The following is a 25,223-nucleotide window of genomic DNA, read 5'->3' on the forward strand; positions in this document are numbered from 1 at the left end:
CGAATCTTCCGACGCCCATTGTTTCGTCCGGCGCCCTGAGTTAAGCTTTCGCGGATGTTCCCTCACCCTCTTTTCCGCATTGGCATCGGCGCACTCCTGTTGTCTGGGGCGCCGGCGTTAGCCGAGCCATCTACCGTCGTCATCGGCGGCAGCGGCAAGCCGGCCGTCACGGTCGACATGGGCGTGCTGGAGACGCTCGACCGCCCCACCATGAGGCGTTATCTGCTTATGCCGGGATCGGGACCGGCCAACGACGGCCGCGTCGAGTTGCGACGGCCGGGCAGCCTAGCAGCCGGGTCGGGGACGACCCCGCCAGCTCCGGAGCCGGCCGAGTCTGAATCTGCAACCCTATCGCCGCCGGCCGAGCCCGTTATGGCACCGGTTGAGACGGCGGTCCCGCCGCCGCCGGCCAGGCCGGTCGTTGAAATACCGCTGACCCCGCCGCCGCTGGCCCAGCCGAAGATAGCGCCGCCGAAAGAGGTGGTCTCGGCCCCGGCCCCAGTCCCAGCCCCAGTCCCGGTCCCAGCCCCAGCCTCGGTCCCGGTCCCGGTGAAGCCGGTCGTTGAAACGCCGCTGACCCAGCCGAAGGTAGCGCCGCCGAAAGAGGTGGTCTCGACCCCAGCCCCAGCCCCGGTCCCGGTGAAGCCGGTCGTTGAAACGCCGCTGGCCCAGCCGCCGCTGACCCAGCCGAAGGTAGCGCCGCCGAAAGAGGTGGTCTCGGCCCCGGCCCCGGCCCCGGCCCCAGTCCCGGTCCCGGTGAAGCCGGTCGTTGAAACGCCGCTGACCCAGCCGAAGGTAGCGCCGCCGAAAGAGGTGGTCTCGACCCCAGCCCCAGCCCCAGCCCCGGTCCCGGTGAAGCCGGTCGTTGAAACGCCGCTGACCCCGCCGCCGCCCGTCAAGCTGACGGAGCCGAAGTCGTTCCCGCTGCCGGAGGCAAAACCGCAGACCAGCGCGGCGGCTGTCCCGGCCAAGCGGCCGGAGCAAGCCGAAGAAGTGGCTAGTCTTTTGCCGCCGGCGTCCGCCTTCAAGGCCGGCGAGCCGCTGCGCCTCGCGTTCGGAAGCGAAAGCGCGCTGCTGTCCGATACCGCCAAGATCGCGCTCGAAAGCTTCGCCCGCCAATTGAAGGAAAAGCCCAGCTTGAGGATCCAGCTTCTGGCCTATGCCAGCGGCACCCAGGAAACCGCGCTCCAGGCGCGGCGGCTGTCCCTTTCCCGCGCCTTGGTCGTGCGTTCCCACCTGATCGAGCAAGGCATATCGAGCATCCGGATGGATGTCCGCGCGCTCGGCAACAAGGCCGAGGGTGAGCCGTCCGATCGCGTCGACCTCGTCATCGCGAACGACGAATAACGAAGACTCAGGAAGCCGCCTCGGACGACGATCGGAGGAGGTCCGGCTCGAACTGAAGTTCGGCCAGCCGCGCATAGAGAGGGGACGTCTTCAGCAGCTCGGCGTGGGTGCCGATCGCGGTGATTGCGCCATCCTTGAGGACAACGATCCGGTCGGCCGTCAAAACCGTCGAGAGGCGGTGGGCGATCACCAGCGTCGTCCGTCCCGCCATCAGGGTTTCCAGCGCCCCCTGGACGACCCACTCGCTTTCCGAATCCAAGGCGCTCGTGGCCTCGTCCAGAAGAAGAACGGCCGGGTTGCGCAGGATAGCCCGGGCGATGGCGATGCGTTGTTTTTGCCCGCCGGAAAGACGCACGCCGCGTTCGCCCAGGAAAGTGTCGAAGCCCTTCGCCAGCCGATCGAGGAATTCGGCCGCGTTTGCCGCCTCCGCGGCGCGGCGTACCTCGGCGTCCGTCGCTTGCGGCCGGCCATAGCGGATGTTCTCCCAGGCGTTGGCCGAGAAGATGACCGGATCCTGGGGAACAAGCCCCAAACGCGCGCGTATTTCGGCGAGGTCGGCGTCCTTAAGCGCCACGCCGTCGAGGGCGATGCGCCCCTCTTGCGGATCGTAAAAACGAAGCAGGAGCTGAAAGACGGTCGATTTTCCGGCCCCTGACGGGCCGACCAGGGCCAGCTTCTCGCCCGGCGCGATCGCAAGCGTGAAATCGCGAAGCGCCGGCCGCTCCGGCCGCGACGGGTAGGCGAAGGTGACGCGCTCGAAGGCGACCGCCCCTTTCGGCGGTACCGGCAGAGAGACGGGGTTGAGAGGTGCCTCGATATCCGGGCGCAGCGCCAAAAGGTCCATCAGGCGTTCCGTCGCCCCCGCCGCGCGCTGAAGATCGCCGATCACCTCGCTGATCGCACCGACCGAACCCGCCACGACGACGGCGTAAAAAACAAACGCGGCGAGTTCGCCCGCGCTTAAATCCCCGGCCAGCACGTCGCGGCCGCCAACCCAGAGAATGCAGCCGATGGCGCCGAAAACCAGAACGAGGACGAGGACGGTAAGCCACGCCCGCACGCGCACCCGATGCATGCCGACGCGAAAGGCGTCCTCGACGCGGCCCGTGAAACGCGCGCGGTCGATCGCTTCGTGACCGAAAGCTTGCACGGTGCGAACGGCGTTGATGCTTTCCTCCACATAGGCACCGACGTCGGCCACGCGATCCTGGCTTGCCCGCGAAAGCCGGCGAACGCGCCGCCCGATCACCAGGATCGGAACGACGACGAGGGGAACGCCGAGCGCCACGAGCAACGTCAGCCTCGGGCTGGTGACGGCAAGCAACGCAAGCCCGCCGACCAGCAGCAGCACGTTGCGGAGCGCCATTGAAAGGGAGGCGCCGACGACGGTCTGCAGCAAGGTCGTGTCCGTCGTCAAACGCGAAAGCAGCTCGCCGGTCTTCGTGACCTCGAAGAAACTTGGGCTCAGGCGAAGGATGTGCGAGAAAACCTCGCGGCGGATATCGGCGACGACCCGTTCACCCACCCAGGAAACGAGATAGAACCGCCCATAGGTCGCCACCGCCAAGAGCACGATGACGCCAAGCAGCGCCATAAGCGCCTGATCAAGCAACGCGACGTTGCCGCCGCGGAAGCCTTCATCCACAAGGGTGCGAAGCCCGATGCCGAGGACGAGCACGGTGGCGGCGGCGAGGGTAAGCGCCAGGAAGGCGCCAAGGATGCCAAGCGCATAAGGCCGCAGGAAGGGCCCGAGGCGGCGAAGATGCCGAAGCTCCTTTTTGCCCCCCCCTTCGGGGCCGGCGGGCGGTGTGGCTTGCGCGTTCAATTGAAATCCAATCCAGTGATTTTCCGGGCGGAAACTATCAATTGTAGCGGCCGCCAACAAGCCAAGCGCCCTGCCCCTTGTTTCGGGCCTCCCCCTTCGCTATAACGGCGGCCGGCAATGAAGGCACAAAAGATGAAGAAAAATACCCACCCCGATTACCACACCATCACCGTTGCCCTGACGGATGGCAGCACGTTCACGACCCGCTCGACCTGGGGCAAGGAAGGGGACACGCTGAAACTGGACATCGACCCGCTTTCGCACCCGGCGTGGACGGGCGTGCATCGCCTGATGGACAGCGGCGGCCAGCTTGCGAAGTTCAAGAAGCGCTTCAAGGGCCTTGGCCTTAAATCCTCCTCTTAAGGCCATCTATTTTCGGAAAAGGCCCTCGGCACCGGCGCCGTGCTTTTGCTTGGCGCGGATCGTTTCTTTCGCGCGCGCAATCTCGTGCTCCAGCTCGGCGATGTAACTTTTTAGCTCCTCGATACCCAGGCAGCCGAGATCCTTAGGCTTCGGCTTTGCCTTCCGTGGCAAATCTTCGTCGTCGAAGTCCATGCTTTCCTCCGCCGAATCGGGCTTGCGTGCGGATTTTTATCATACTACACCCGGCAGGAAGCCTCCCCCGCAATCGCGCCATTACCGTTTTTCGATGACCGAACCCCTTCCCCCGACGATGACCGCGATCGAAGTTACCGCGCCCGGCGGACCGGAGAAGCTCGCCGCTGTCGCGCGCGCGCTGCCCGTCCCCGGTCCGAACGAGGTTCTGATCAAGGTCGCGGCGGCCGGCGTGAACCGCCCGGACATCATGCAGCGCGAAGGGAGTTATCCGCCGCCGGCCGGGGCTTCGGACATTCTGGGGCTTGAGGTCGCCGGCCGCGTCGTCGCCTTGGGGCCGGGGGTGGCAACACCGAAACTCGGCGAAGAGGTAACCGCGCTGGTCACCGGCGGCGGCTACGCGGAATACTGCACGGCGCCGGCGCCGCTTGCCCTGCCCATCCCCGCCGGACTCGGGCTGGTCGAAGCCGCCGCCATCCCGGAAACCTTCGCGACGGTCTGGACGAACGTCTTCGACCGCGCCGGCCTTCGGCCGGGGGAGACTTTTCTCGTGCACGGCGGCACGAGTGGCATCGGAACGACCGCGATCCAGCTTGCCAAAGCCTTCGGCGCGCGGGTGCTGACGACGGCGGGAAGCGAAGCAAAATGCGCTTTTTGCGAAAAACTTGGCGCCGATCTTGCCATTGCCTACCGGCAGACGGATTTCGTCCAAGCCGTGAAGGCGTTCACCGGCGGCCGGGGCGCCGACGTCATTCTCGACATGGTCGGCGGCGACTACGTCCAGCGCAACCTGGATTGCCTGGCGACGGAAGGCCGCCTCGTTCAGATCGCCTTCCTGAAAGGGGCAAAGGTCGAGCTTAACCTTCTGCGCCTCATGCTGAAGCGGCTCACCCTTGCCGGTTCCGTGCTGCGCTCCCGCACGGTCGAGGAAAAAGTCGTCATCCTGAAAGCCCTTCGCGAACGGGTCTGGCCGCTTTTCGAGGCGAAACGGGTGCGCCCAATCGTCGATTCGACCCACCCCTTGCGCGAGGCGGCAGCGGCGCACCGGCGGATGGAAAGCGGCCTGCATATCGGAAAAATCGTGCTCATTCCCTGAGGGGGAAGCCCGCCGGCGCTCCGGTTATCCTGCCGTTCCCCCCGATCGCACGCTTTGCTTTCCGGCCCGGACCGCGTATAATCTGGGGAAGTCATCTCCCGACAAGGAATTGCGTAATTTACGGCCCGCCGCGCCCATGCCGGCTGGGCCGGCCCCGGAGGAACTATGCCGAAACCCCTCATGCCAAAGGCAACGGCCGTCTGGCTGATCGAGAACACGACGCTCACCTTCGAGCAGATTGCCGATTTCTGCGGGCTGCATAGTCTGGAGGTGCAGGGCATCGCGGACGAGGAAGTGGCGATCGGGATCGTCGGCGCCAACCCCGTCGAGGCCGGCGAACTCACCCTGGAAGAGATCGAGCGTTGCCAAGGGGACCCCTCGGCCCGGCTCGTGATAGTGAAGCCATCCTTGCCGATGCCGGTCGCCCGGGCGAAAGGACCACGCTACACGCCGGTGGCCAAACGCCAAGACCGCCCGGACGCCATTGCCTGGCTGCTGAGTCACCATTCCGAATTGAGCGACGCCCAAATGTCGCGCTTGGTCGGCACGACGAAGCCAACCATCGCCGCCATTCGCGAGCGCACCCATTGGAACATCCAGAACCTGAAGCCGCAAAGCCCGGTGAAGTTCGGCCTTTGCACCCATACGGAACTGCAAAACGAGATCGAAAAAGCGGAGCGGGCGGCGGAAAGACGCAAGGTGCGCGAGGCCCGTGCTGCAAAGGCCGCCGCGGGGCCCCAATCCGGGGAGACGGCGGAAGCGGAAAGCGAAACGGCGGCGGAAACCCCCGCTCCGACGACAAGAACGCTGCCCGGCGCGTGGCAGCCGCATCTGCCCGCCACGACGGCCCCGGACGAAGAGACGGACACGGCCCTTGCGGAAGACGAACGGATGAACGGGAACGGCTAGAGACCGGGCCAAGCCGTCCCTTAATGTAATTTTTCAGCCAAAAACTTCGTAAAAAAAATCCCGACGCAGCCGTTCCGAGCGGCTACCCGCCGCTAGCCGGTGGCAAGCTTGAGGAGTTTATCCTTGATGCGGAGTTTTTCGCGTTTCAATTTATGGATGTAGGTGTTGTCGGGAAGGGGTCGTTGGTTTTCTTTTTCGATTTTGATTTCCAGATCGGCGTGTTTCTTTTTTAATTCCTGCACGTTCCTTACTTCCGTCATATAGAACCTCCTGCCAAGTCCGAAGAAGCCCATAACCTAAAAAGCGTACCCCTTCCACTTCGGCTTGACCAGACGGAAGCGCAAGCGTCTCAATCCCCAAGCGAAATTCCGAGACCGCGGGCGGTCGCCACCAGGCTGCCTTCCGGATCCACGCCATGGTGGCGCACCAGTACTTCCGAAATCGGGACCGCGACGACGCGTCGGTTCTGCCAAGCCACCATCTGCCCGAATTTCCCCTTGGCGATCAGGTCAACTGCGTGGACGCCGAAGACGGACGCCATCAACCGGTCGCGCGGCGTTGGCACGCCGCCGCGCTGCGTATGGCCAAGCACGGTGACACGGGTTTCGGCACCCGCAAGCTCGGCAAGCCACTCGCCCAGATAATGACCGATCCCGCCGTAGCGGACGTTGCCGGCTTCGTCCCGCACGCCGACCGCTTCGCCGTTTTCCGTCCGCAGGCCTTCGGCCGCGATGACGAGGGCGTGGTTGCGCCCCTTTTCCCGCAAGTTCGCGATTTTTTTGGCAACTTTTTCGAGCCGGTAAGGAATCTCCGGGATCAGGATGGCGTCGGCTCCGCCGGCGATCCCAGCGGCCAGGGCGATATGCCCGGCATCCCGCCCCATAACTTCCAGAATCATGACGCGGCTGTGGCTGGCCGCCGTCGGCTGCAAGCGATCCAGCGCTTCCGTCGCCACGTAAACGGCGGTGTTATAGCCGACGCAGCTTTCGGTGAAGCCGATGTCGTTGTCGATTGTCTTCGGAATCGCGACGATATTCAAACCGCCCTTCTCGGCGATTTTCTGGAAGATTTTCAGGCTGCCATCCCCACCAACGACGACAAGGGCGTCGAGGTCAAGCGCACGGTAGCCCTCGATAATCTCGTCCGAACGGTCCTTCTTGCCGCCGTCCGGCATCGGAAAGGCGAAGGGGTTCCCCTTGCTGGTGGTGCCGAGGATCGTGCCGCCCATACGCAACACCTCGCCCGTAACGAGCCGGGGCGTGAGTTCCTCGTAATCGAGCGGCCGGCGCAAAAATCCCGCCGTTCCATCGCGAATGCCGAGAACCTGCCAGCCATAGGTTTCGATCGCCCGATGGACGACGGCGCGGAGCACCGCGTTCAGGCCGGAGCAGTCCCCACCGCTGGTCAGGATGGCAATGCGTTTGACGTTCCTCACGGGCCGTTTCCTCCTCTTCCAAGCCTTAAGCGGCGAAACGCCACCCGGAAGGGGGGCATGCGCGGGAAAGCCCCCTATGGCCGGAACCAAGCGATCAGCGATCGGACTCCTTGAGGGTCTTCGTCTTCCCCTCCGCCTTCCGGTCGTGCTTTTGCACATACATTTCCCGGTCGGCCGCCTCGATCGCGCGGTCAATATCCTCCGTCCCCTCGAAGAGGTGCACACCATAGGAAACGGAAAGCGACATCGGTTTCCCCTTCCAATCGAAGGGGCTGGCCTCGATCAGCTCCGCCAGGGCGGCCGCTTTTTCCCGCCCCGCCTTGAGGCCGGTTTGGGCAAGCAGGACACCGAATTCATCCCCTCCCAGCCTTCCCAGGATGTCGGAATCGCGAACGTTGCCAAGGATAAGCTGGGTTACATGCCGAAGCGCCACATCGCCCGCCGCGTGGCCTTCCGAATCGTTGATCTGCTTCAACCCATCGAGATCGAAATAAAGGATGCAGCCGGTCGAGCCATAGCGTTCCGCATAGGACATCATCCGCGCCAGATGCCGAACGAAGGCGCGACGGTTGGCGATCGAAAGAAGCGGGTCGTGATCCGCCTCGTGCTCAAGCCTTCCCACGCGCTCCTTGAAAGCCGCAAGCTCGTGGCGCAGCCGGTCCACTTCCGCCATCAGATCGAGAAGGGCCGCCCGCACCTTCGGCGTGAGTTCCGCTTCCGGGATTCCCATGACGGAGGCGACGTCCTGGACGCCCTCAAGGGCGATGTCGGCCGTGCGGTCCGTCGCACGTTTCCCCCCAGCCGACGCCACCCCGGACACACCACGCAGCGGGTTGGTCTTTTCGACCTTCATGCCGCCTTCCCCACCCACCAGGCCAAAACAACAAAGCCAGGCGCAAGGCCCAGCCACTCCTTGAAACCCTAGCATAACACGTCCATCAAATCCTTAACGGAGCCGGCTTGCCTCGCAAGGGGCCCTCCCTTACATTGCGCCCTTTCCGGCACATCGCGCCCTTTTCGGCGCAGGCGAAAAGGCCGCATGGGATCGAAAAAACCGCTGGTCGGCATTCTGATGGGCAGCCAGTCCGACTGGCAAACCATGCGGCACGCCGCCGAAGCCCTTGAGGAACTTGGCGTTCCTTACGAAAAGAAGATCGTCTCCGCCCACCGCACGCCGAAGCGGCTTTACGACTACGCGGCGGCGGCTCGCGAGCGGGGTCTTAAGGTGCTGATCGCCGGCGCCGGCGGAGCCGCCCACCTGCCCGGCATGGTCGCTGCCCTGACAGCCCTTCCGGTCCTCGGCGTGCCGGTCGAAACGAAGACGCTGAAAGGCCTCGACAGCCTGCTTTCGATCGCCCAGATGCCCGGCGGCGTACCGGTCGGCACGTTAGCCGTCGGCAAGGCGGGCGCCAAGAACGCCGGACTCCTTGCCGCCGCCATCCTCGCCCTTTCCGACCCAAGGGTGGCAAAGACGCTTGACGCCTGGCGCAAAAAACAAACGGCGGGCGTCGCCAAGACGCCCAGCGACTGAACGCGCGATGAGGAATTCGGTCCTGCCACCGGGCGCAACGATCGGCATCTTCGGCGGCGGGCAGCTTGGCCGGATGACGGCGCTGGCGGCGGCCAAGCTTGGCTATCGCACCCATATCTTCGACCCCGAAGCGGACTGCCCGGCCGCCCAGGTCACGCCGTACCGCACGGTTGCCGCCTACGCCGACCTGGAGGCGCTGGCGAAATTCGCCGGCGCAATCGATGTCGCGACCTTCGAATTCGAGAACGTACCGGCGGCGGCCCTGGCTGGCGTCGAGGCCCGGGTACCGGTCCGGCCGAAAAGAGAAATCCTCTGCATCGCCCAGGACCGCCTCCGGGAAAAAGACTTCCTGCGCGGGATCGGCGTGCCGACGGTCGCCTACGGGCGGGTGGAAACGGCGGCGGACATCGGCCGCCTGGCGCCTGAGATCGGCTGGCCGGCGGTCCTCAAAGGGGCGCAACTCGGCTATGACGGCAAGGGCCAGCGCCTCCTCGACGCGACGACGGACGCGGCGGCCGTCTGGCGCGAGCTTGACGCGGAGTGCGCCATTCTCGAATCCTGGGTCGATTTCAAATGCGAAATATCCGTTCTCGTCGCGCGCGGCCTGCGTGGCGAAACGGCGACGTTTACCCCGGCCGAGAACCGGCACGAAAACCACGTTCTCCGCGAGACAATCGCGCCCGCCACCTGCGCGCCGGAAACCAGCCGGAAAGCGCAGGCCGTCGCGGAAAAGATCGCCGTCGCACTCGACCTCGAAGGCCTGCTCGCGGTCGAGTTCTTCGTCACCAAAGAAAACGGGCTTCTGGTGAACGAGCTTGCCCCGCGCCCCCACAATTCCGGCCACTGGACGATGGATGCCTGCGCGACCAGCCAGTTCGAACAGTTCGTCCGCGCCATTGCCGGCCTTCCTCTGGGCGCGACGGAACGCCATTCGGACGCCGTCATGACGAATTTGCTAGGCGCGGAGGTCGAACGCTGGCGGGAGATCGCCGCCGAACCGGGGGCAAGCCTCCATCTCTACGGCAAGAAAGAAGCGCGCCCGGGCCGCAAGATGGGACACGTCACGAAGCTCTTGCCGAAGACCGGCCCTTAGCGCCGCGCCGCCCATCGCCGCTTGAGCGGCCCCGTTACGCAACCGACCAGCTTTTCGGCCCGCCCGCGGATTTCCGGGATCCGCATGACGTCGGCGATGCGGCGGTCGAGGAACGCCCACGTATCGGCGAAACCCTCCGAAGAATCGTTCAGCCAGCAAAAGAAGGTCGAGGCGTAAACGCCGGCGAGCAGGCTGCGCTTCGTGTAGTAGCTGAAATCCGCCGAGCGGTCGCCGAGCGCATGCCAGATGGCGTCCGCCGTCCGCCAGACGGCCGCCGCCGCCAAAGGGGCGTTCGGGGGCAGCAGGAGATAGCTGGCCAAGCGCCGCGAAGCTTCGCGGCGGGAGGCGTTCTGTTCAAGCCGGGTGCGGATGGCCAAGGCGACACGGTCGCGGAACCGCATGGCGCCGAGGTCCTTCGTCTTGAGGGCCGTCACCATCTGGCGATCCGAGATATCCATGAAATAGCGGAAGAGGTCGGCCGGCCCGCGCGGAAAGGCCTGCAAAAGAACGGCGTCCGGGACGCCCGCTTCCTTGGCCCCCATCTGCAAGGCTCGCGCCGACCACCCCTCGAAGGGAACGTGGCGAAGGGTGGCTTCGAGAATCGCAACTTTCGCCTTTCCAAGCTCCGCGCCCGCCTCCGCGTCGTGTTTTGCAACCGTCATCTCGCGTCCCCTATAAGGCTTCCAGGGTCTTTTCCATCTCGTCGATATAGCCGAAGGCGGCCAGGTCCCGCATGCGCATCGGATAAAGCACGCCATCCAGATGGTCCGCCTCGTGCTGGATGACGCGGGCATGATAGCCGCTTGCCTCGCGGATGACCGCCTCCCCTTCCGGCGTCACCCCATGGTAGCGCACGCGCCGGTAGCGCGGAACAAAGCCCGCCATGCCGGGAAGCGAGAGGCAGCCTTCCCAGCCTTCTTCCATTTCCTCCCCAAGCGGCTCGACGACGGGGTTGACGAGAACGGTGAGCGGCACGGCATGCGCCGCCTCGGTTTCGGAAAGCCTGGAGGCGGGCACTTCGAAGATGAGGACGCGCTTTCCCACCCCGATCTGGGGAGCGGCCAGGCCGACGCCGCCGGCTTGCCGCATCGTCTCGATCAGGTCGAGGACGAGGGCCGCGACCTCGGGCGAGGTCGGGTCCTCCACGGTTTCCGCGATCCGGCGCAGAACCGGATGTCCCATGCGAGCGATTTCACGAACGGCCATTTCCTTACTATGGGGTCACGCCATTCCCACTGCTAGGGCATATTTCCCCAGAAAGTGGTGGAAAACGGCGGGCTTTGGCCAGACCCCCCTTCCCAAACAAACGGCGCCGTGCTATGAAGCGCCCCACTTAGGGAGTCCGTCGTTCATTCGGGTCTTAAAACAGGCCGTTTCCCAAGGGAAACGGGGGAGTGGCATTTGCAAGTTACGGTTCGCGACAACAACGTCGATCAGGCGCTTCGGGTGCTGAAGAAGAAGATGCAGCGCGAGGGCATTTTCCGCGAGATGAAGATGCGCCGCGCCTACGAAAAGCCGTCCGAGCGCCGCGCCCGCGAACACGCCGAGGCTATTCGCCGCGCCCGCAAGATGGAACGCAAGCGGCTAGAACGCGAACTCTAAAGAAACGCCGCGGCCCCCGACGAAGTAACCCCTCACGCCTTGGCGCGAGGGGTTTTTTATTTTCAAAAGCGCACGCAAAAAAAACGGCGGGGACAACCCCGCCGCTTGCAACGCCCGCCTCATGCCGTCCTAGTGGAACGCCTTCACGATATCTTCCACGACTTTCTTGGCGTCTCCGAACAGCATCATCGTATTTTCCCGATAGAAGAGCTCATTGCCAACCCCGGCGTAGCCGGCCGCCATAGAACGCTTCACGAATAAAATAGTCTTCGCGTTCTCGACGTCGAGGATCGGCATGCCGTAAATCGGGCTCGCAGGATCCGTCTTCGCCGCCGGATTCGTCACGTCGTTGGCGCCGATCACGAAGGCGACATCGGTCGAGGAAAAATCCCGGTTGATTTCCTCAAGCTCGAAAACCTCGTCGTAAGGCACGTTCGCCTCCGCCAAGAGAACGTTCATATGTCCCGGCATGCGCCCGGCGACGGGGTGAATGGCGTAGCTGACCTTTACCCCCTCCGCCTTCAGAAGGTCCGCCATCTCGCGGAGCGCATGCTGCGCCTGGGCGACGGCCATGCCGTAGCCCGGCACGATGATGACGGAGGAAGCGTTCTTTAGGATGAAAGCGGCATCGTCCCCGCTGCCCACCTTCACCGGCCGGTCGCCGGCCGCGGCGGAAGCCGCTTGGCCTTCGCCGCCGAAGCCGCCGAGAACGACGTTAAAGATCGAACGGTTCATCCCCTTGCACATGATGTAGCTGAGGATGGCGCCCGAGGAACCGACCAAGGCGCCGGTGACGATGAGGAGGTGGTTGTCGAGCGTGAACCCGATGCCGCAGGCCGCCCACCCCGAATAGGAGTTCAGCATCGAGATCACGACCGGCATATCGGCGCCGCCGATCGGCACGATGAGGAGGAACCCGATCAGGAAGGCAAGGGCCGCCATCGCCCAGAAGACCGGGACCGATTCGTTCGTCGCGAAATAGGCGGTCAGGCCTATGATCGCGACGCCGATAAGCGCGTTCAGCGGGTGCTGCCCCGGAAAGACCAGCGGCGAACCGGAAACCAGCCCCTGCAGCTTGGCGAAGGCGACGATCGAGCCGGAGAAGGTGATCGCGCCGACCACCATGCCGATCCCCATCTCGATCCGGTTCGAAACCGGGATCGCGCCGACCTCGCCGATGCCATAGGCCGCCGGCGCGTATAGGGCGGCGGCGGCGACGAGGACAGCGGTCAGACCGACCAGACTGTGGAACGCCGCCACGAGCTGCGGCAAGGCCGTCATCTGGATGCGAAACGCGATGACGGCGCCGATGCCGCCACCGATGAGAATGCCAAGGACGATGAGCGAGTAGCTGACAACAGCCGGCGACAGCAGTGTTGTCGCCACGGCGATCGCCATGCCGAGGACGCCATAGATGTTGCCGGCCCGCGCCGTGACCGGCGAGGAAAGACCCCGGAGCGCCATGATGAAGAAGACCGAGGCGGCGAGATAGGCAAGCGCCGTAGTGGTTGCGGTCACGCTTTTCTCCCCCTCTTAACCTTTTTTCCGGTACATCCGCAGCATGCGCTGCGTCACGATGAAGCCGCCGAAGATGTTGATGGAAGCGAGAACCACACCTGCAAAACCGGCCAGTTTCGAAAACGTCGTTTCCATCGGCCCTGCCGCGATCAAGGCGCCGACGATGATGACGCTGGAGATGGCGTTGGTGACGGACATCAGCGGCGAATGCAGCGCCGGCGTCACGTTCCAGACGACGTAATAGCCGACGAAGATCGCCAGAACAAAGATCGTCAGCGCAAAGACAAAGGGGTCCGCATGGGCCGTCCCGCCCACCGCCTTCGTCGCAGTTTCCATCATTGCCTGCATGTTTTCCATGGCTTATGCCCCCTTTCCGGAGAAGGCGGGATGAACGACCGCGCCGCCTTGCGTTAACAGCGTTCCCTTGATCACCTCGTCGGCCGGATCAATTTTCAGCGCTTTGGTTTCCTTGTCGACGAGAGGGGTGAGAAAGTTCACGAGGTTCTTCGCGTATAGCTGGCTCGCATCCTCGGCTATTCGGCTCGGCACGTTCGGATAGGCGACGATCGTCACGCCATAGGCCTCGACGATGCCGGGTTCGCTGAGTTCGCAATTGCCGTTGGCCTCGATCGCCAGATCCACGATGACGGAACCCGGCTTCATGTCGCGCACCATCGCTTCGGTGATGAGGATCGGCGCGCGCTTGCCGGGAATCAACGCCGTCGTGATGACGATGTCCTGCTTCTTGAGGGTCGCGTGGATAAGATCGGCCTGCTTCTTCTTATAGTCCTCGCTCATTTCCTTCGCATAGCCGGCCGCGGTTTCGGCCGCGCTTGTTTCTTCCGACTTGACCTCGACGAAGGTGGCGCCCAGGCTTTCGACCTGTTCCTTGACGGCCGGACGCACGTCGAAGGCGGAGACGATCCCGCCAAGCCGCCGCGCCGTCGCGATCGCCTGCAAACCCGCCACCCCCGCCCCCAGAATAAGGACGCGCGCCGGCGCCACCGTGCCGGCCGCCGTCATCATCATCGGCATCGCCCGGCCGAACACGTTGCACGCCTCGAAGACGGCGCGGTAGCCGGCGAGGTTGCTCTGGGAGGAAAGAACGTCCATGCTCTGCGCCCGCGTGATACGCGGCAGAAGCTCCATCGCGAAGGCATCCACCTTCGCTTTTGCATAAGCCTCGAGCTGCTTCGGATCGGCGTAAGGGGCGAGCATGCCGATCAGCTTCGCCCCCGCCTTGAGGTAGGACAGTTCGTCCGGCCCGTCTTCTTCCTGCGTCAGCGGCCGCTGAACCTTGAGCACGATGTCGGCGTCGCAAAGGGTGGCCTTCTCGTCGGCGGCAAGCGTTGCACCCGCCGCTTCATAGGCCGAATCGCGAAAGGAGGCGTCAGCGCCGGCGTCCGTCTCGACGACGACCTCGAAGCCGAGGCCGATCAGCTTCTTTACCGAATCGGGCGTTGCCGCGACGCGCTTCTCATGCGCGCGCCGCTCCTTCGGAATACCAATTTTCATTACCAGCCTCGCCTCTTCCTGCCTGCTACCCGCAGCCCGCTCGCAAAAGTCGCCGAGTGTGACCTGTTCGATCGCGTTTGCCAAGGGGGCGACCAGGCCCTAACCGGGCCCCACGCCTACGACAGCGTTTCCAACTCGTCGAGAAGGCCGGCGATGACGTCAAGGCCGCGTCCCCAGAAGGCCGGGTCCGAAGCGTCCAGCCCGAAGGGGGCCAGTAATTCCCGATGCCGGCGGGTGCCGCCGGCCTTGAGCAGGTCGAGGTATTTCTCGGCGAAGCCCGCCTCGGCACCCTCATAGACGGCGTAGAGGGAATTCACCAGGCAGTCCCCGAAGGCATAGGCGTAGACGTAGAAGGGGGAATGGAGGAAATGGGGAATGTAGGTCCAGAAGACTTCGTAGCCCTTCTCGAAACGCAGGGCCGGGCCCAAGCTTTCCCTTTGCACGTCGAGCCAGATTTCCGACAGCCGGTCGGCCGCAAGCTCGCCCGCGCGGCGCGCGTCATGGACGCGTTCCTCGAAGCTGTGGAAGGCGATCTGGCGGACCACCGTGTTCAGCATGTCCTCGATCTTCATGGCCAGCAGATTCCGCCGGCGGACGGCGTTTTTCTCGGCCGCGAGCAGCCGCCGGAAGGTCAGCATCTCGCCGAACACGGAAGCCGTCTCGGCAAGGGTGAGCGGCGTTTCCGAAAGCAGCAAGCCTTGCGGGCCGGCCAGCACCTGATGGACGCCATGACCGAGTTCGTGGGCCAGCGTCATCACGTCTCGCGGCTTGCCCTGGTAGTTCAACAGCAGATAGGGATGCGCCGAAGGCACCGTCGGGTGGGCGAAGGCGCCGGACGCCTTGCCTGGCCGGGGGGCGGCGTCGATCCAGGCCGAGTCGAAGAAAAGCCGGCCCACTTCCGCCAGCTTCGGCGTGAAGGCGGCGTAGGCTTCGAGCACGGTCGTCACCGCTTCCGCCCATGGAATCGGGCGCGTCTCCGCATCCGGCCATGGCGCGTTGCGGTCCCAGGTATCGAGCTTCTCCTGCCCGAAGGCGCGCGCCTTCAGGGCGTAGTAGCGGTGCGAAAGTTTCGGGTAAGCGTCGCGGACGGCGGTGACAAGGGCGTTCACGACCTCGTCCTCGACGTGGTTCTCGAGGTTGCGCGCCGAAACGGGTCTTGGGAAGTGACGCCATTCGTCCTCGATCGCCTTGTCCTTGGCGAGCGTGTTCGTGATCAGGGCAAAAAGTCGAACGTTCTCGCCGAGGACCTTCCCCAACGCCTGCGCCGCCTTCTTCCGAAGCGCCCCGTCCGGGCTGCTGAGAAGGTCGAGCGTCTCCGTCTCCGTCAGGAGTTTGCCGTCGACGGAAAAACGAAGGGCCGCCATCGTCTCGTCGAAAAGCCGCACCCAGGCGGCGCGCCCCGCAAGCTGCTTCTGATAGAGAAGCTTCTCAACCTCGTCGGACAATTGATGCGGACGAAAGACGCGAACATCCCGAAGCCACGGCGCGTAGCGGGCAAGTGCCGGGGCTTGCAGCTTCTCGGCCAGCGCCGCGTCCGAAAGGCGATTGATCTCAAGCGTGAAGAACAGAAGGTCGGTGCCGATCGCGTTCGTCTGTTCCTGCATGTTCTGCAGGAACGTGCCGGAGCTTGCGTCCGACACGTCCGCGGCATAGCGAAGGTAGGCGTAGGCCAGGACGCGGCCGATGCTTTCCTGAATTTTTTCATAGGCCGCGACCGCCTCGCCGAGGGCCTGGCCGGGCATCGCCGCGAGCTTGCCGGCGTGGGCCTCGCGGAAAGCCTTCGCCGCCGCAGCCGCCGAGCCGAGGTCGGCCGCAAGTTCCGGCGCGTCCGCACCGGCATAGAGACCCGCGAGATCCCATTCCGGAAGCCTGCCCAGTGGCGTGGCGCGGCTTTCCTCCATCGTTTTTCCTCCTGCGATTCCGGTTTCTTGAAGGGGCGCGATTGCCCCTCCCCCTGTCTCGCATTAAACCATAAGCAGAAAAGGAGCGGCCGACTAAGTGGGGGGAGAGATGGGATCCGCGTACGAAAGCTGGCGGAGTTTGCCGGCGATGTTTTTCGAGAAGGCGGCGGAGCTTGGCGGGAGACCCTTCCTATGGGCGAAGCGGGGGCCGAACTATCGGCCCCTGACCTGGCGGGAGACGGCGGAAGCCGTCCGCGCCTTCGCCAACGGCCTTCGCGCCATGGGCATTCACCCCGGCGACCGGGTCGTTCTCGTCTCCGAAAGCCGGCCGGAATGGCTGATCGCGGACGTCGCCATCCTGGCGGCCGGGGCGATGACGGTGCCGGCCTATATCACGAACACGGCGGCCGACCACCGGCATATCCTGACGAATTCGGGCGCCAAGGCCATTATCGTGTCTTCCACGAAACTCGCCGACCGCGTGTTCCCGGCCGCAATGGACGCCCCCCTCGTCGCGACCGTCGTAACGATGGAGCCTTGGGCGGCGGAAACGCGGACCCCCTTCAAGCACTATCTTTGGGACGAGGCCCTCGACATCGGCCGCGCGGCGCCGGATACGGTGACCGACACGGTGGCGAGGATCGGCCGCGAGGACCTCGCCTGCCTCATCTACACCTCCGGGACGGGCGGGGCGCCGAAGGGCGTCATGCAGAGCCATGGCGCGATCCTTCACAATTGCCGCGGCGCCCACGACCGTCTGCAGGAGCTTGGGCTGGACCGCGAACGCTTCCTTTCCTTCCTGCCGCTCTCCCACGCCTACGAGCACACGGCGGGCCAGTTCTTTCCGATTTCGATCGGCGCCGAAATCTACTACGCCGAATCGCTCGACAAGCTCTCGACCAACATGGCCGAGGCGAAGCCGACCCTGATGACGGCGGTGCCCAGGCTTTACGAGATCCTCTATGAACGCATCCGGAAGGGGGTCGCGAAGACGGGCGGCTTGAAGGCGAAGCTGTTCGCGAAGGCGGTTGAGCTCGGGCAAAAGGACTACGCGAATCCCGGCCTGCTTTCAGGACCCGAGCGGCTGCTCAACCGGCTGCTCGACCTTCTTGTCCGCCGCAAGGTTGCCAAACGTTTCGGCGGCAAGCTCAAGGCGCTGATCTCCGGCGGCGCCCCCTTGAACGACGAGGTCGGGCTTTTCTTCACCGCGCTCGGCCTGCGCCTTCTACAAGGTTATGGCCTGACGGAAAGCGCCCCGGTCATTAGCTGCAACCGGCCCCGCCACAACAAGCTCGGCACCGTCGGCCCGCCGCTCACCGCAACGGAGGTGCGGCTCGCCGAGGACGGCGAGATCCTCGTCCGCGGCGAGCTTGTCATGCAGGGCTATTGGGGGGACAAGGCGGCGACGGCGGCCGCCATCCGGGACGGCTGGCTTTACACCGGCGACGTCGGCCGGATCGACGAGGAGGGCTACCTCCGCATCACCGACCGCAAGAAAGACATCCTCGTGAATTCGGGCGGCGACAACATCTCGCCGCAGCGCGTCGAGGGAATTCTCGAACTCGAGCCGGAGATCGGTCAGGCCATGGTCTATGGCGACCGGAAACCGCACCTCGTCGCCCTGATCGTGCCCCATGCGGAATTCGCCCACGAATGGGCCGATGCGCAAAAGAAGTCCGCCGATCTTGCGGCGCTGGTCGAGGACGCGGCCTTCCGCAAGACGATCGCCGCGGCGGTGGAACGGGCGAACGCCAAGCTTTCCACCACCGAGCGGGTGAAGCGCTTCCTGCTGACCGGTGAGGCCTTCACGATCGAGAACCAGCTTCTGACCCCCACCCTGAAGGTCCGCCGCCACAAGATCCGCGAACGCTATGGGGAGGCGCTCGAGCAGCTCTACGCCGCGAAGAAGCCCTAGGCGCCGCGGTAGCGGCGGTACCAGTCCACGAAACGGGGGATGCCTGCGTCGATCGTGGTGGTCGGGTGAAAGCCGAGGTCGCGCTCGGAGGCGGCAATGTCGGCGTAGGTTTCCTTAACGTCGCCGGGTTGCATCGGCTGCCAATCTATTTCCGCCTTCTTGCCCAAGGCCTTTTCGATGAGGCCGATGAAACGCATCAGGGATTCGCATTTGTGATTGCCGAGATTGTATAGGCGATGGGGGGCTTCGCCTTCCACAGCCGGCGGCGGGCGGTCGAGAGTGGCGAGCACGCCTTTGACGATGTCATCGATATAGGTGAAGTCCCGTTTCATCTCGCCCCGGTTGAAGACCCGGATCGGTTTTCCTTCCAGGATCGCCTGCGTGAAGAGATAAGCCGACATGTCCGGCCTTCCCCACGGCCCGTAGACCGTGAAGAAGCGAAGGCCGGTCGCCGGCAGGCGGTGAAGGTGGCTGTAGGTATGGGCCATCAGCTCGCCCGCCCGCTTGGTCGCCGCGTAAAGCGAGATGGGGCGGTCAACCGGGTCTTCGATCGCAAAGGGCAGCTTCGTATTGCCGCCGTAAACGGAGGACGAGCTTGCGTAAACGAAGTGCCGCAGGCCGGGTAGTTTTTTGGCCAGTTCCAGCATGTGCAATTGGCCGGTGACGTTCGAGTCGATATAGGCGCGCGGGTTCTCGAAGGAATAGCGCACGCCGGCCTGGGCGGCGAGATGGACCACGCGATCTATACCTGCGAGCCGGCCTTCCAGCGCGGCCATTGCCTTGGCGTCGGCGATGTCCACCTTGTGGAAGGTGAACCCGGCCCGCGGCTTCAACTCGCCAAGGCGCGCTTCCTTCAACTTCACGTCGTAATAAGCGTTGAGGTCGTCGATCCCGACGACTCGCTCGCCGCGCGCAAGCAGCGCGGTAGCGACGTGAAAGCCGATGAAGCCGGCGGCGCCGGTCAGAAGAATGGCCATGCGACACGTAATCCCTTGCGTAAAGCAGGGCTTCCTATAGCGCGGCCAGGCTAAGAAATCACCTATTCTGAGGTGCCTGGCCGAAGCCGAGCGCGACTTTCGTTATAATACCCGCAAGGTCGAGGATGCCGAGCGCCGTGACGCGGCGGCCCTAAGGGGCATCGAAGGCATGCGCCTTACCAAACCAAGCCCATCGTATCGCCCGCCTGAAAAATTGACTTCCTGCGTGCGCTACTGGAACCGATGTCTGAGAACGAGACGATCAAGAAAGACTTTCACGACATCTTCTCTAAACTCAAATCAGCCCAAGCGAACAGAGCAAAAATCGTCCACGTAAAACGGGCCGTCAAACATTCCGATCCGTCGATTCGTGCGTTGAGGTAAAGCCGGACAAAACCGGGGCGTATACATGCCCCCCTCGTTTTGAGGGGCGTCCGTTTCATCAACGGAAGTAGAAGCGCCGCCCTGTCGGGGCATAGAAACCCTTTGTGGCACCAGCTCGATCACGCGTAGAATTATGAATATTATCCTATAGAGGGCCTGTCGCCTCGCCTTCTCGCCGGCGGCTCGATTGCAAAGGGGGCGTTGCGAACCTACGCTTAAGGCTTAGGGGATAAGGACGGACGTAACGCATGGCGCTCGCCGCGGTCTCGCTCGACGACAAATACGCGCTGAAGGAAGGCCGGATCTACCTCTCCGGCATCCAGGCCTTGGTGCGCCTGCCCTTGATGCAGCGGGCGGCCGACGCGGCGTCGGGCCTCAACACGGCGGGCTTTATTTCAGGCTATCGCGGCTCGCCCCTCGGCGGCTTTGATACGGCCCTTTGGCAGGCGAGCCGCTTCCTGGAGGCGAGCCATATCCACTTCCGCCCCGGCGTCAACGAGGACCTAGCCGCCACCGCCGTCTGGGGAAGCCAGCAGGTCAACTTGTTCGAAGGGGCGCGCTACGACGGCGTCTTTGCGATCTGGTACGGCAAAGGCCCCGGCGTCGACCGCTCGGGCGATGCCTTCAAGCACGGCAACGCCGCCGGTTCCTCGAAGCATGGCGGGGTCCTCGTGCTGGCAGGCGACGATCACGCCTGCAAGTCCTCGACCCTTCCCCACCAAAGCGAATTCGCCCTCATGGATGCGAACATCCCCGTCCTCAACCCGGCCGACGTGCAGGACGTGCTCGATTTCGGGCTGATCGGCTGGGCAATGTCGCGCTATGCGGGCTGCTGGGTCGGAATGAAGGCAATCTCGGAGACGATGGATAGCTCCATGGCCTGCCTGGTGGCGCCCGATCGCGTGCGTCCCGTCACCCCGGACACTTTCGAAATGCCGGAGGACGGCCTCAACATCCGCTGGCCGGACCGCCCGCTCGACCAGGAATTCCGGCTCCACCGGCACAAGCTTTTCGCGGCGCAGGCGTTCGCGCGCGCCAATCGGGTGGACCGCCTGTTGATCGATACTCCCACCCCCCGTTTCGGCATCCTGACGACGGGAAAAGCCACCCTCGACGTCCTCCAGGCGCTCGACGATCTCGGCATCGATCAACGGCACGCCGCCGAGATCGGCCTTCGGGTCTACAAGGTGGGGTTGAGTTGGCCGATGGACCCGGAAGGTGCGCGCCGCTTTGCCGAAGGCCTCGAGGAGGTTCTCGTCGTCGAAGAAAAACGCGCGGTCCTCGAAAGCCAAATGAAAGAGCATCTCTACACCTGGCGGAAAGACGTCCGCCCGCGCGTCATCGGCAAGCAAGACGAGAACGACGCCTGGCTTCTGCCCTCGAACGGGGAACTGACGCCGGCCAGGGTGGCGAGGGCCATCGCAAGCCGGCTCGATCGTTTTTATACGAGCGAGCGCGTCCGCGAGCGGCTCGCCTTCCTTGAGGCGAAGGAAAAAGCGCTGCGGAACCCGCAGGCCCGGGTCGAACGCGTTCCCTATTTCTGTTCCGGCTGCCCCCACAACACCTCGACCCGCGTGCCGGAAGGAAGCCGCGCCATGGCGGGCATCGGCTGTCACTACATGGCGCAGTGGATGGACCGCGCGACGGAAACCTTCACGCACATGGGCGGCGAAGGCGCGAACTGGATCGGCCAGGCCCCCTTCACGGAAACGCCGCATATCTTCCAGAACTTGGGCGACGGCACCTATTTCCATTCCGGCTCGCTCGCCATCCGCGCCGCCGTCGCCGCCGGCGTCAACGTCACTTACAAAATTCTCTACAACGACGCCGTCGCCATGACCGGCGGCCAACCAGTGGACGGCCCCCTTTCCGTCTCCCTGATCACCCATCAGCTCTATGGCGAAGGCATCCGCCGCATCGCCGTCGTGACGGACGAGCCCGACAAGTACCAGTACCGAAACGAGACCGACTTCGCGGCCGGCGTCACCATCCACCACCGGGACGCCCTCGATCGCCTCCAGCGGGAATTCCGAAAAGAAAAAGGGGTTTCCGTCATCGTCTACGACCAGACCTGCGCGGCGGAGAAGCGCCGGCGGCGGAAGCGCGGCCTGCTGCCGGACCCGCCGCTACGCGTCGTCGTCAACGAGGACGTCTGCGAGGGTTGCGGGGATTGCGGCCGGAAATCGAATTGCCTTTCCATCGTGCCGGTCGAGACGCCCTTCGGGCGCAAGCGGGCGATCGACCAGTCCTCCTGCAACAAGGACTATTCCTGCCTGAAAGGCTTCTGTCCGAGCTTCGTCACGGTCACCGGCGGAAAGTTGCGGAAACGCGGCCCGCAAAGCCTGGAGGGCCTGCCCACTCCGCCGGAACCGGCGCGGCCGGCGACCGCCGTTCCCTATGGCATCGTCCTGGCCGGCGTCGGCGGCACCGGTGTCGTCACGGTGAGCAACCTTCTCGGCATGGCGGCACATCTCGAAGGCAAGGGCGTGACCGTGCTGGACCAGGCCGGCCTCGCGCAAAAGGGCGGCGCGGTGTGGAGCCACGTGCGGATCGCCGACACCCAGGAGGCGTTGTTCGCCGCCCGCATCCCGGCCGGCGAGGCGCGGCTTCTGCTCGGCTGCGACCTCATCGTGGCGGCAAGTTTCGAATCCCTCGCCAAAACCTCCGCCGAGACGACAGCGATCGTCAACCGCCATCAAACCATGACCGGCGACTTCACGCGCAGCCCCGACAGCGCTTTCCCCGAACGCGCCATGGAAGCCGCCATCGGCGAGGCGACGGCGGGCAAGGCGACCTTTCTCGACGCCAGCCGGCTGGCGACGCGACTCATGGGCGATGCAATCGCGACGAACCTCTTTCTCCTTGGCTATGCCTTCCAGAAGGGCCTCGTTCCCCTTGCCGCGGAAGCGATCCGGCGCGCGATCGAACTCAACGGCGTCGCCGTCGCGGAGAATCTCGCCACCTTCGGCTGGGGAAGGCTGGCGGCCCACGACCCCGATCTCGTCCTGCGGACGGCCGGGATCGCGCCGGAGGAGACGCCGGAACCCGCCTCCCTCGATGCCCTGATCCGCCACCGCCGCGACTTTCTGGAGGCCTATCAGAACCGGCGGCTCGGCCAGCGCTTCGAGGCCCTCGTCCGTAAGGCCCTCGCGGCGGAGACGGCGATCAACCGCACCGGCCTTTCGGAAGCCCTCGCCCGCAGCTACGCGAAGCTGCTCGCCTACAAGGACGAATACGAAATCGGCCGGCTTTACACCGATGGCGCCTTCGAACGAAGCCTCAAGGACCAGTTCGAAGGCGATGTCCGGCTCAGCTTCCATCTTTCGCCGCCGCTTTTCGCGGCCAAGGACCCGGAGACGGGCGAGCCCCGGAAATACCGCTTCGGCCCATGGGTGAAGACGGTCTTTCGCGTGCTGGCCGCCTTGCGCTTCCTGCGCGGTACGCCGTTCGACCCATGCGGCCATGGCGTGGAACGCAAGCGCGAGCGTTGGCTGATTCGGGATTTCGAGGAAACCGTCCGGGAATTGCTCGCCGGCCTGAAACCCGAAAACCACGCGCTGGCGTGCGAGATCGCCGCCCAGGCGGAGGGAATTCGCGGCTTCGGCCATGTAAAAGAAGCAAACATGCTAAAGGTGAAGCGGCGGGAAGCCGAATTGCTATCGAATTTCCGCGACAGCGGCCGTTACGAAACGGCGGCGGAATAAGCCTGGAGACCAATCGAGCCGATGGGGGCATTCGGATCGCAAATACAAGGAGAAGACGATGCGGTTGATCGGATTCCTTTCCATCCTGCTGCTTGGCGCAAGCCTTGCCGCCTGCGGCGAGCGGGAAACCTCTTTCGAGGAATTGCTGGCCACGGCCGAAGCGGGTGATGCAAACGCCCAATACGCGGTCGGCATCATTTATCAGGAAGGCCGCGGGGTCGAAAAGGACTTGGGCAAGACGATTGCCTGGTACGAGAAGGCGGCGGCAAAGGGCGAAGTGAACGCGCTTTATACCCTCGGCTATATGAGCCACCACGGCATCGGCATGGCCCAAAACTTCGACAAGGCGGCGCAGTGGTACCGGGCGGCCGGCGACAAGGGCCACCCCAAGGCGATGTTTGAGCTGGCGCGTCTTTACATGCGCGGGCTTGGCGTCGAGCGCAGCTTCGCCGAAGCCGTGCGGTGGATCGAGAAAGCCGCCAACCAGGACATGTTCGAGGCCCAGTGGCGCATGGGCGAGATCTACACCTCCGGCGGCGTCGGCATTGAAAGCGATATCGAGAAAGCGAAGATGTGGTATGACCGCGCCGAAAAGGGCGGCGATCTCACCTCCGACTACAACCCCGACTACCGCTACCCGCCCGACTAAGGCGCGAGGCGGAGGGTTTACCCTTCCGCCTTCTTCCGGGTCTCGGCGAAGGCGGCAAGCTGCTCGGGCGAAGCTTCTTTTTGATACTTCGCCTGCCACTCGGCATGTGGCATGCCGTAAACGATCTCGCGGGCCTCGTCGTAAGACAGGGCGAGCCCCCGCTCCTCGGCGGCGGCGCGATACCACTTCGACAGGCAGTTCCGGCAAAAGCCGGCCAGGTTCATGAGATCGATGTTCTGCACGTCGGTGCGCGCGCGCAAGTGCTGGACGAGAGTGCGAAAGGCGGCGGCTTCGAGTTCGGTTTGCATTTGCTTGTCCATTGGCTCCTCCAAAGTTTTCCCCTGCTATCCCAGATATAGGGACTTAGGCCCGCCCGGTTAAGCCTCTTTCCCTGCCGGTCTCAGCGGCGTTCGGCGAACCACGCCTGGCGGTAGAGTTCGGGATCGCTCAGAATTTCCTCAAAGGCGGGACCCAGGATGCCGAACCACGCCTCGACGCCGTGACGGGTGTCGATGAGGTCCTGGCGAATTTCGACCAGGACCTGGGGAAGGCCCGCCTTCACGACATGGTGCTCCATCGTGTAGCCATAGTTGTCGCGTCCGGCATAGGGTTGGTTGTCCCCGATGGCGACACCATGGCGGTCCTTGAGAATCGCCATCAACGGCTTGGCGATCCGGGGGTCTTCGTCCCACAGAACGCCGATCTGCCACGGGCGCTCGAAGCCGCCGAGCACCGGCGTGAAGCTGTGCACGGAAAGAACGGCGGGTGAAACACCGCGCCGATTGAAATCCGCAAGACGATCGGCGATCGCGTTGTGATAGGGCCAGTAGAAGGCCTCCGCCCGCATCCGCCGCTCGTCGGGCGCAAGATTCGCGTTGCCGGGTATCGGAACGCCGTCCGCCTCCGTCGCGATGGCGGTCGGCGACGCGAGCGATCGGTTGCAGTCGATCAGAAGACGGGAATAGCCGGAAAGAACGGCCGGCGCATCCAGCCGGCGCGCAAGCGCGCGCGCCATCTCGCCGGCGCCGATGTCCCAGGCGATGTGGCGGGAAAGCACGCTTTCCTCAAGGCCGAGGCGGCGAAGCGCCCGCGGGATCGCCGCACTGGCGTGATCGCAGGTCAAAAGGACGGGCGCTTTTCCCTCAAGGTTCACGACCTCGAAGGGCGGCGGATCATCGGGCCCGATCCAGGGCAGAGCTTGCCGGTTTTCCGATGCGGGCGCCATGGGAGAAGAATAGCCGAAAGACCGGGCCCGTTTCATCAATCC

The 25,223-nt window shown here is 64.4% G+C and carries 24 protein-coding genes; 10 read left to right on the forward strand and 14 right to left on the reverse strand.

Translation table 11 applies throughout. The annotated features are described in order from the left end of the window. Positions 1 to 54 precede the first annotated feature (54 nt). A complete protein-coding gene (locus AB1781_10525; GenBank protein ID MEW5705001.1) occupies positions 55 to 1,347 on the forward strand; it encodes an OmpA family protein in 1,293 nt (430 codons plus the stop codon). Between the two features lie 7 nt (positions 1,348 to 1,354). Here AB1781_10525 and AB1781_10530 read toward each other — a convergent pair whose 3' ends face one another. Then, the gene (locus AB1781_10530) at positions 1,355 to 3,172 is read right to left on the reverse strand and encodes an ABC transporter transmembrane domain-containing protein (GenBank protein MEW5705002.1); all 1,818 of its coding nucleotides are present in this window, start codon (positions 3,170 to 3,172) and stop codon (positions 1,355 to 1,357) included. 132 nt (positions 3,173 to 3,304) lie between these two features. Between AB1781_10530 and rpmE the strand changes: the two genes are divergently transcribed. Further along, positions 3,305 to 3,535 (forward strand): 50S ribosomal protein L31, encoded by a 231-nt coding sequence (gene rpmE / locus AB1781_10535; protein ID MEW5705003.1) that lies wholly within the window; start codon positions 3,305 to 3,307, stop codon positions 3,533 to 3,535. 6 nt (positions 3,536 to 3,541) lie between these two features. Here the strand turns inward: rpmE and AB1781_10540 are convergent, their stop codons facing one another. Beyond that, positions 3,542 to 3,727, reverse strand: coding sequence for a DUF1192 domain-containing protein (locus AB1781_10540; GenBank protein ID MEW5705004.1), 186 nt, complete (start codon positions 3,725 to 3,727; stop codon positions 3,542 to 3,544). Positions 3,728 to 3,821: 94 nt separating this feature from the next. Here AB1781_10540 and AB1781_10545 point away from each other — a divergent pair, with 94 nt between their 5' ends. After that, the gene (locus AB1781_10545; protein MEW5705005.1) at positions 3,822 to 4,823 is read left to right on the forward strand and encodes an NAD(P)H-quinone oxidoreductase; all 1,002 of its coding nucleotides are present in this window, start codon (positions 3,822 to 3,824) and stop codon (positions 4,821 to 4,823) included. A gap of 165 nt (positions 4,824 to 4,988) precedes the next feature. Beyond that, entirely contained in the window at positions 4,989 to 5,732 is a 744-nt protein-coding gene (locus AB1781_10550) for a cell cycle transcriptional regulator TrcR (GenBank protein ID MEW5705006.1), read from the forward strand. Between the two features lie 92 nt (positions 5,733 to 5,824). Here the strand turns inward: AB1781_10550 and AB1781_10555 are convergent, their stop codons facing one another. The 3 genes from AB1781_10555 to AB1781_10565 all read right to left on the reverse strand — a co-directional run bounded on the left by AB1781_10555 (position 5,825) and on the right by AB1781_10565 (position 8,020). Continuing rightward, positions 5,825 to 5,992, reverse strand: coding sequence for a YdcH family protein (locus tag AB1781_10555; GenBank protein MEW5705007.1), 168 nt, complete (start codon positions 5,990 to 5,992; stop codon positions 5,825 to 5,827). 89 nt (positions 5,993 to 6,081) lie between these two features. Beyond that, on the reverse strand, positions 6,082 to 7,167 hold the full coding sequence (locus tag AB1781_10560; GenBank protein ID MEW5705008.1) for an ATP-dependent 6-phosphofructokinase: 1,086 nt from the start codon (positions 7,165 to 7,167) through the stop codon (positions 6,082 to 6,084). 94 nt (positions 7,168 to 7,261) lie between these two features. After that, entirely contained in the window at positions 7,262 to 8,020 is a 759-nt protein-coding gene (locus AB1781_10565; GenBank protein MEW5705009.1) for a GGDEF domain-containing protein, read from the reverse strand. Positions 8,021 to 8,206: 186 nt separating this feature from the next. Here AB1781_10565 and purE point away from each other — a divergent pair, with 186 nt between their 5' ends. Then, complete coding sequence (gene purE / locus AB1781_10570; GenBank protein MEW5705010.1) at positions 8,207 to 8,698, forward strand: 5-(carboxyamino)imidazole ribonucleotide mutase; 492 nt, start codon at positions 8,207 to 8,209, stop codon at positions 8,696 to 8,698. Between the two features lie 7 nt (positions 8,699 to 8,705). Further along, positions 8,706 to 9,791, forward strand: a complete 1,086-nt coding sequence (locus AB1781_10575) for a 5-(carboxyamino)imidazole ribonucleotide synthase (protein MEW5705011.1) — start codon at positions 8,706 to 8,708, stop codon at positions 9,789 to 9,791. Here AB1781_10575 and AB1781_10580 read toward each other — a convergent pair. Together AB1781_10580 and def are read right to left on the reverse strand one after the other, a co-directional pair. Continuing rightward, the gene (locus tag AB1781_10580; protein MEW5705012.1) at positions 9,788 to 10,453 is read right to left on the reverse strand and encodes a COQ9 family protein; all 666 of its coding nucleotides are present in this window, start codon (positions 10,451 to 10,453) and stop codon (positions 9,788 to 9,790) included. The genes AB1781_10575 and AB1781_10580 overlap by 4 nt on opposite strands. A gap of 10 nt (positions 10,454 to 10,463) precedes the next feature. After that, positions 10,464 to 10,997 carry a peptide deformylase gene (gene def, locus AB1781_10585; GenBank protein ID MEW5705013.1) on the reverse strand — a complete coding sequence of 178 codons (534 nt, stop codon included), beginning with the start codon at positions 10,995 to 10,997 and terminating at the stop codon, positions 10,464 to 10,466. A gap of 195 nt (positions 10,998 to 11,192) precedes the next feature. Here def and rpsU point away from each other — a divergent pair, with 195 nt between their 5' ends. Further along, positions 11,193 to 11,393 (forward strand): 30S ribosomal protein S21, encoded by a 201-nt coding sequence (rpsU, locus tag AB1781_10590; GenBank protein ID MEW5705014.1) that lies wholly within the window; start codon positions 11,193 to 11,195, stop codon positions 11,391 to 11,393. 129 nt (positions 11,394 to 11,522) lie between these two features. Here the strand turns inward: rpsU and AB1781_10595 are convergent, their stop codons facing one another. The 4 genes from AB1781_10595 to AB1781_10610 all read right to left on the reverse strand — a co-directional run bounded on the left by AB1781_10595 (position 11,523) and on the right by AB1781_10610 (position 16,327). Continuing rightward, on the reverse strand, positions 11,523 to 12,911 hold the full coding sequence (locus tag AB1781_10595; GenBank protein ID MEW5705015.1) for an NAD(P)(+) transhydrogenase (Re/Si-specific) subunit beta: 1,389 nt from the start codon (positions 12,909 to 12,911) through the stop codon (positions 11,523 to 11,525). 15 nt (positions 12,912 to 12,926) lie between these two features. Continuing rightward, entirely contained in the window at positions 12,927 to 13,247 is a 321-nt protein-coding gene (locus tag AB1781_10600; protein ID MEW5705016.1) for an NAD(P) transhydrogenase subunit alpha, read from the reverse strand. A gap of 24 nt (positions 13,248 to 13,271) precedes the next feature. Further along, positions 13,272 to 14,426, reverse strand: coding sequence for a Re/Si-specific NAD(P)(+) transhydrogenase subunit alpha (locus tag AB1781_10605; GenBank protein MEW5705017.1), 1,155 nt, complete (start codon positions 14,424 to 14,426; stop codon positions 13,272 to 13,274). 116 nt (positions 14,427 to 14,542) lie between these two features. Continuing rightward, the gene (locus tag AB1781_10610; protein MEW5705018.1) at positions 14,543 to 16,327 is read right to left on the reverse strand and encodes a M3 family oligoendopeptidase; all 1,785 of its coding nucleotides are present in this window, start codon (positions 16,325 to 16,327) and stop codon (positions 14,543 to 14,545) included. 109 nt (positions 16,328 to 16,436) lie between these two features. On the opposite strand from AB1781_10610, the gene AB1781_10615 reads away from it, so the two are divergent. Continuing rightward, positions 16,437 to 18,242, forward strand: a complete 1,806-nt coding sequence (locus AB1781_10615) for an AMP-dependent synthetase/ligase (protein MEW5705019.1) — start codon at positions 16,437 to 16,439, stop codon at positions 18,240 to 18,242. On the opposite strand, the gene AB1781_10620 is transcribed toward AB1781_10615, so the two are convergent. Then, positions 18,239 to 19,219: an NAD-dependent epimerase/dehydratase family protein gene (locus AB1781_10620; GenBank protein ID MEW5705020.1), complete on the reverse strand. Its 981-nt coding sequence runs from the start codon at positions 19,217 to 19,219 to the stop codon at positions 18,239 to 18,241. The two genes, AB1781_10615 and AB1781_10620, sit on opposite strands and share 4 nt — an antisense overlap. A gap of 632 nt (positions 19,220 to 19,851) precedes the next feature. Here AB1781_10620 and AB1781_10625 point away from each other — a divergent pair. Together AB1781_10625 and AB1781_10630 are read left to right on the forward strand one after the other, a co-directional pair. Then, entirely contained in the window at positions 19,852 to 23,307 is a 3,456-nt protein-coding gene (locus AB1781_10625) for an indolepyruvate ferredoxin oxidoreductase family protein (GenBank protein MEW5705021.1), read from the forward strand. A 58-nt stretch (positions 23,308 to 23,365) separates the two neighbouring features. Further along, entirely contained in the window at positions 23,366 to 23,956 is a 591-nt protein-coding gene (locus tag AB1781_10630) for a tetratricopeptide repeat protein (protein MEW5705022.1), read from the forward strand. 17 nt (positions 23,957 to 23,973) lie between these two features. Here AB1781_10630 and AB1781_10635 read toward each other — a convergent pair whose 3' ends face one another. Further along, positions 23,974 to 24,276 (reverse strand): DUF1244 domain-containing protein, encoded by a 303-nt coding sequence (locus AB1781_10635; GenBank protein MEW5705023.1) that lies wholly within the window; start codon positions 24,274 to 24,276, stop codon positions 23,974 to 23,976. A gap of 80 nt (positions 24,277 to 24,356) precedes the next feature. Further along, positions 24,357 to 25,181 (reverse strand): N-formylglutamate amidohydrolase, encoded by an 825-nt coding sequence (locus tag AB1781_10640; GenBank protein ID MEW5705024.1) that lies wholly within the window; start codon positions 25,179 to 25,181, stop codon positions 24,357 to 24,359. Positions 25,182 to 25,223 lie beyond the last annotated feature (42 nt).

It is taken from the genome of Pseudomonadota bacterium (genome assembly GCA_040752895.1).
GTDB lineage: Bacteria > Pseudomonadota > Alphaproteobacteria.

Coding starts and splice junctions, on each gene's coding strand:
- AB1781_10525 (MEW5705001.1), top strand. CDS start 55: ATGTTCCCTCACCCTCTTTTCCGCATTGGCATCGGCGCACTCCTGTTG.
- rpmE (MEW5705003.1), top strand. CDS start 3,305: ATGAAGAAAAATACCCACCCCGATTACCACACCATCACCGTTGCCCTG.
- AB1781_10540 (MEW5705004.1), bottom strand. CDS start 3,727: ATGGACTTCGACGACGAAGATTTGCCACGGAAGGCAAAGCCGAAGCCT.
- AB1781_10545 (MEW5705005.1), top strand. CDS start 3,822: ATGACCGAACCCCTTCCCCCGACGATGACCGCGATCGAAGTTACCGCG.
- AB1781_10550 (MEW5705006.1), top strand. CDS start 4,989: ATGCCGAAACCCCTCATGCCAAAGGCAACGGCCGTCTGGCTGATCGAG.
- AB1781_10555 (MEW5705007.1), bottom strand. CDS start 5,992: ATGACGGAAGTAAGGAACGTGCAGGAATTAAAAAAGAAACACGCCGAT.
- AB1781_10565 (MEW5705009.1), bottom strand. CDS start 8,020: ATGAAGGTCGAAAAGACCAACCCGCTGCGTGGTGTGTCCGGGGTGGCG.
- purE (MEW5705010.1), top strand. CDS start 8,207: ATGGGATCGAAAAAACCGCTGGTCGGCATTCTGATGGGCAGCCAGTCC.
- AB1781_10575 (MEW5705011.1), top strand. CDS start 8,706: ATGAGGAATTCGGTCCTGCCACCGGGCGCAACGATCGGCATCTTCGGC.
- AB1781_10580 (MEW5705012.1), bottom strand. CDS start 10,453: ATGACGGTTGCAAAACACGACGCGGAGGCGGGCGCGGAGCTTGGAAAG.
- def (MEW5705013.1), bottom strand. CDS start 10,997: ATGGCCGTTCGTGAAATCGCTCGCATGGGACATCCGGTTCTGCGCCGG.
- AB1781_10600 (MEW5705016.1), bottom strand. CDS start 13,247: ATGGAAACTGCGACGAAGGCGGTGGGCGGGACGGCCCATGCGGACCCC.
- AB1781_10605 (MEW5705017.1), bottom strand. CDS start 14,426: ATGAAAATTGGTATTCCGAAGGAGCGGCGCGCGCATGAGAAGCGCGTC.
- AB1781_10610 (MEW5705018.1), bottom strand. CDS start 16,327: ATGGAGGAAAGCCGCGCCACGCCACTGGGCAGGCTTCCGGAATGGGAT.
- AB1781_10615 (MEW5705019.1), top strand. CDS start 16,437: ATGGGATCCGCGTACGAAAGCTGGCGGAGTTTGCCGGCGATGTTTTTC.
- AB1781_10620 (MEW5705020.1), bottom strand. CDS start 19,219: ATGGCCATTCTTCTGACCGGCGCCGCCGGCTTCATCGGCTTTCACGTC.
- AB1781_10625 (MEW5705021.1), top strand. CDS start 19,852: ATGGCGCTCGCCGCGGTCTCGCTCGACGACAAATACGCGCTGAAGGAA.
- AB1781_10630 (MEW5705022.1), top strand. CDS start 23,366: ATGCGGTTGATCGGATTCCTTTCCATCCTGCTGCTTGGCGCAAGCCTT.
- AB1781_10635 (MEW5705023.1), bottom strand. CDS start 24,276: ATGGACAAGCAAATGCAAACCGAACTCGAAGCCGCCGCCTTTCGCACT.
- AB1781_10640 (MEW5705024.1), bottom strand. CDS start 25,181: ATGGCGCCCGCATCGGAAAACCGGCAAGCTCTGCCCTGGATCGGGCCC.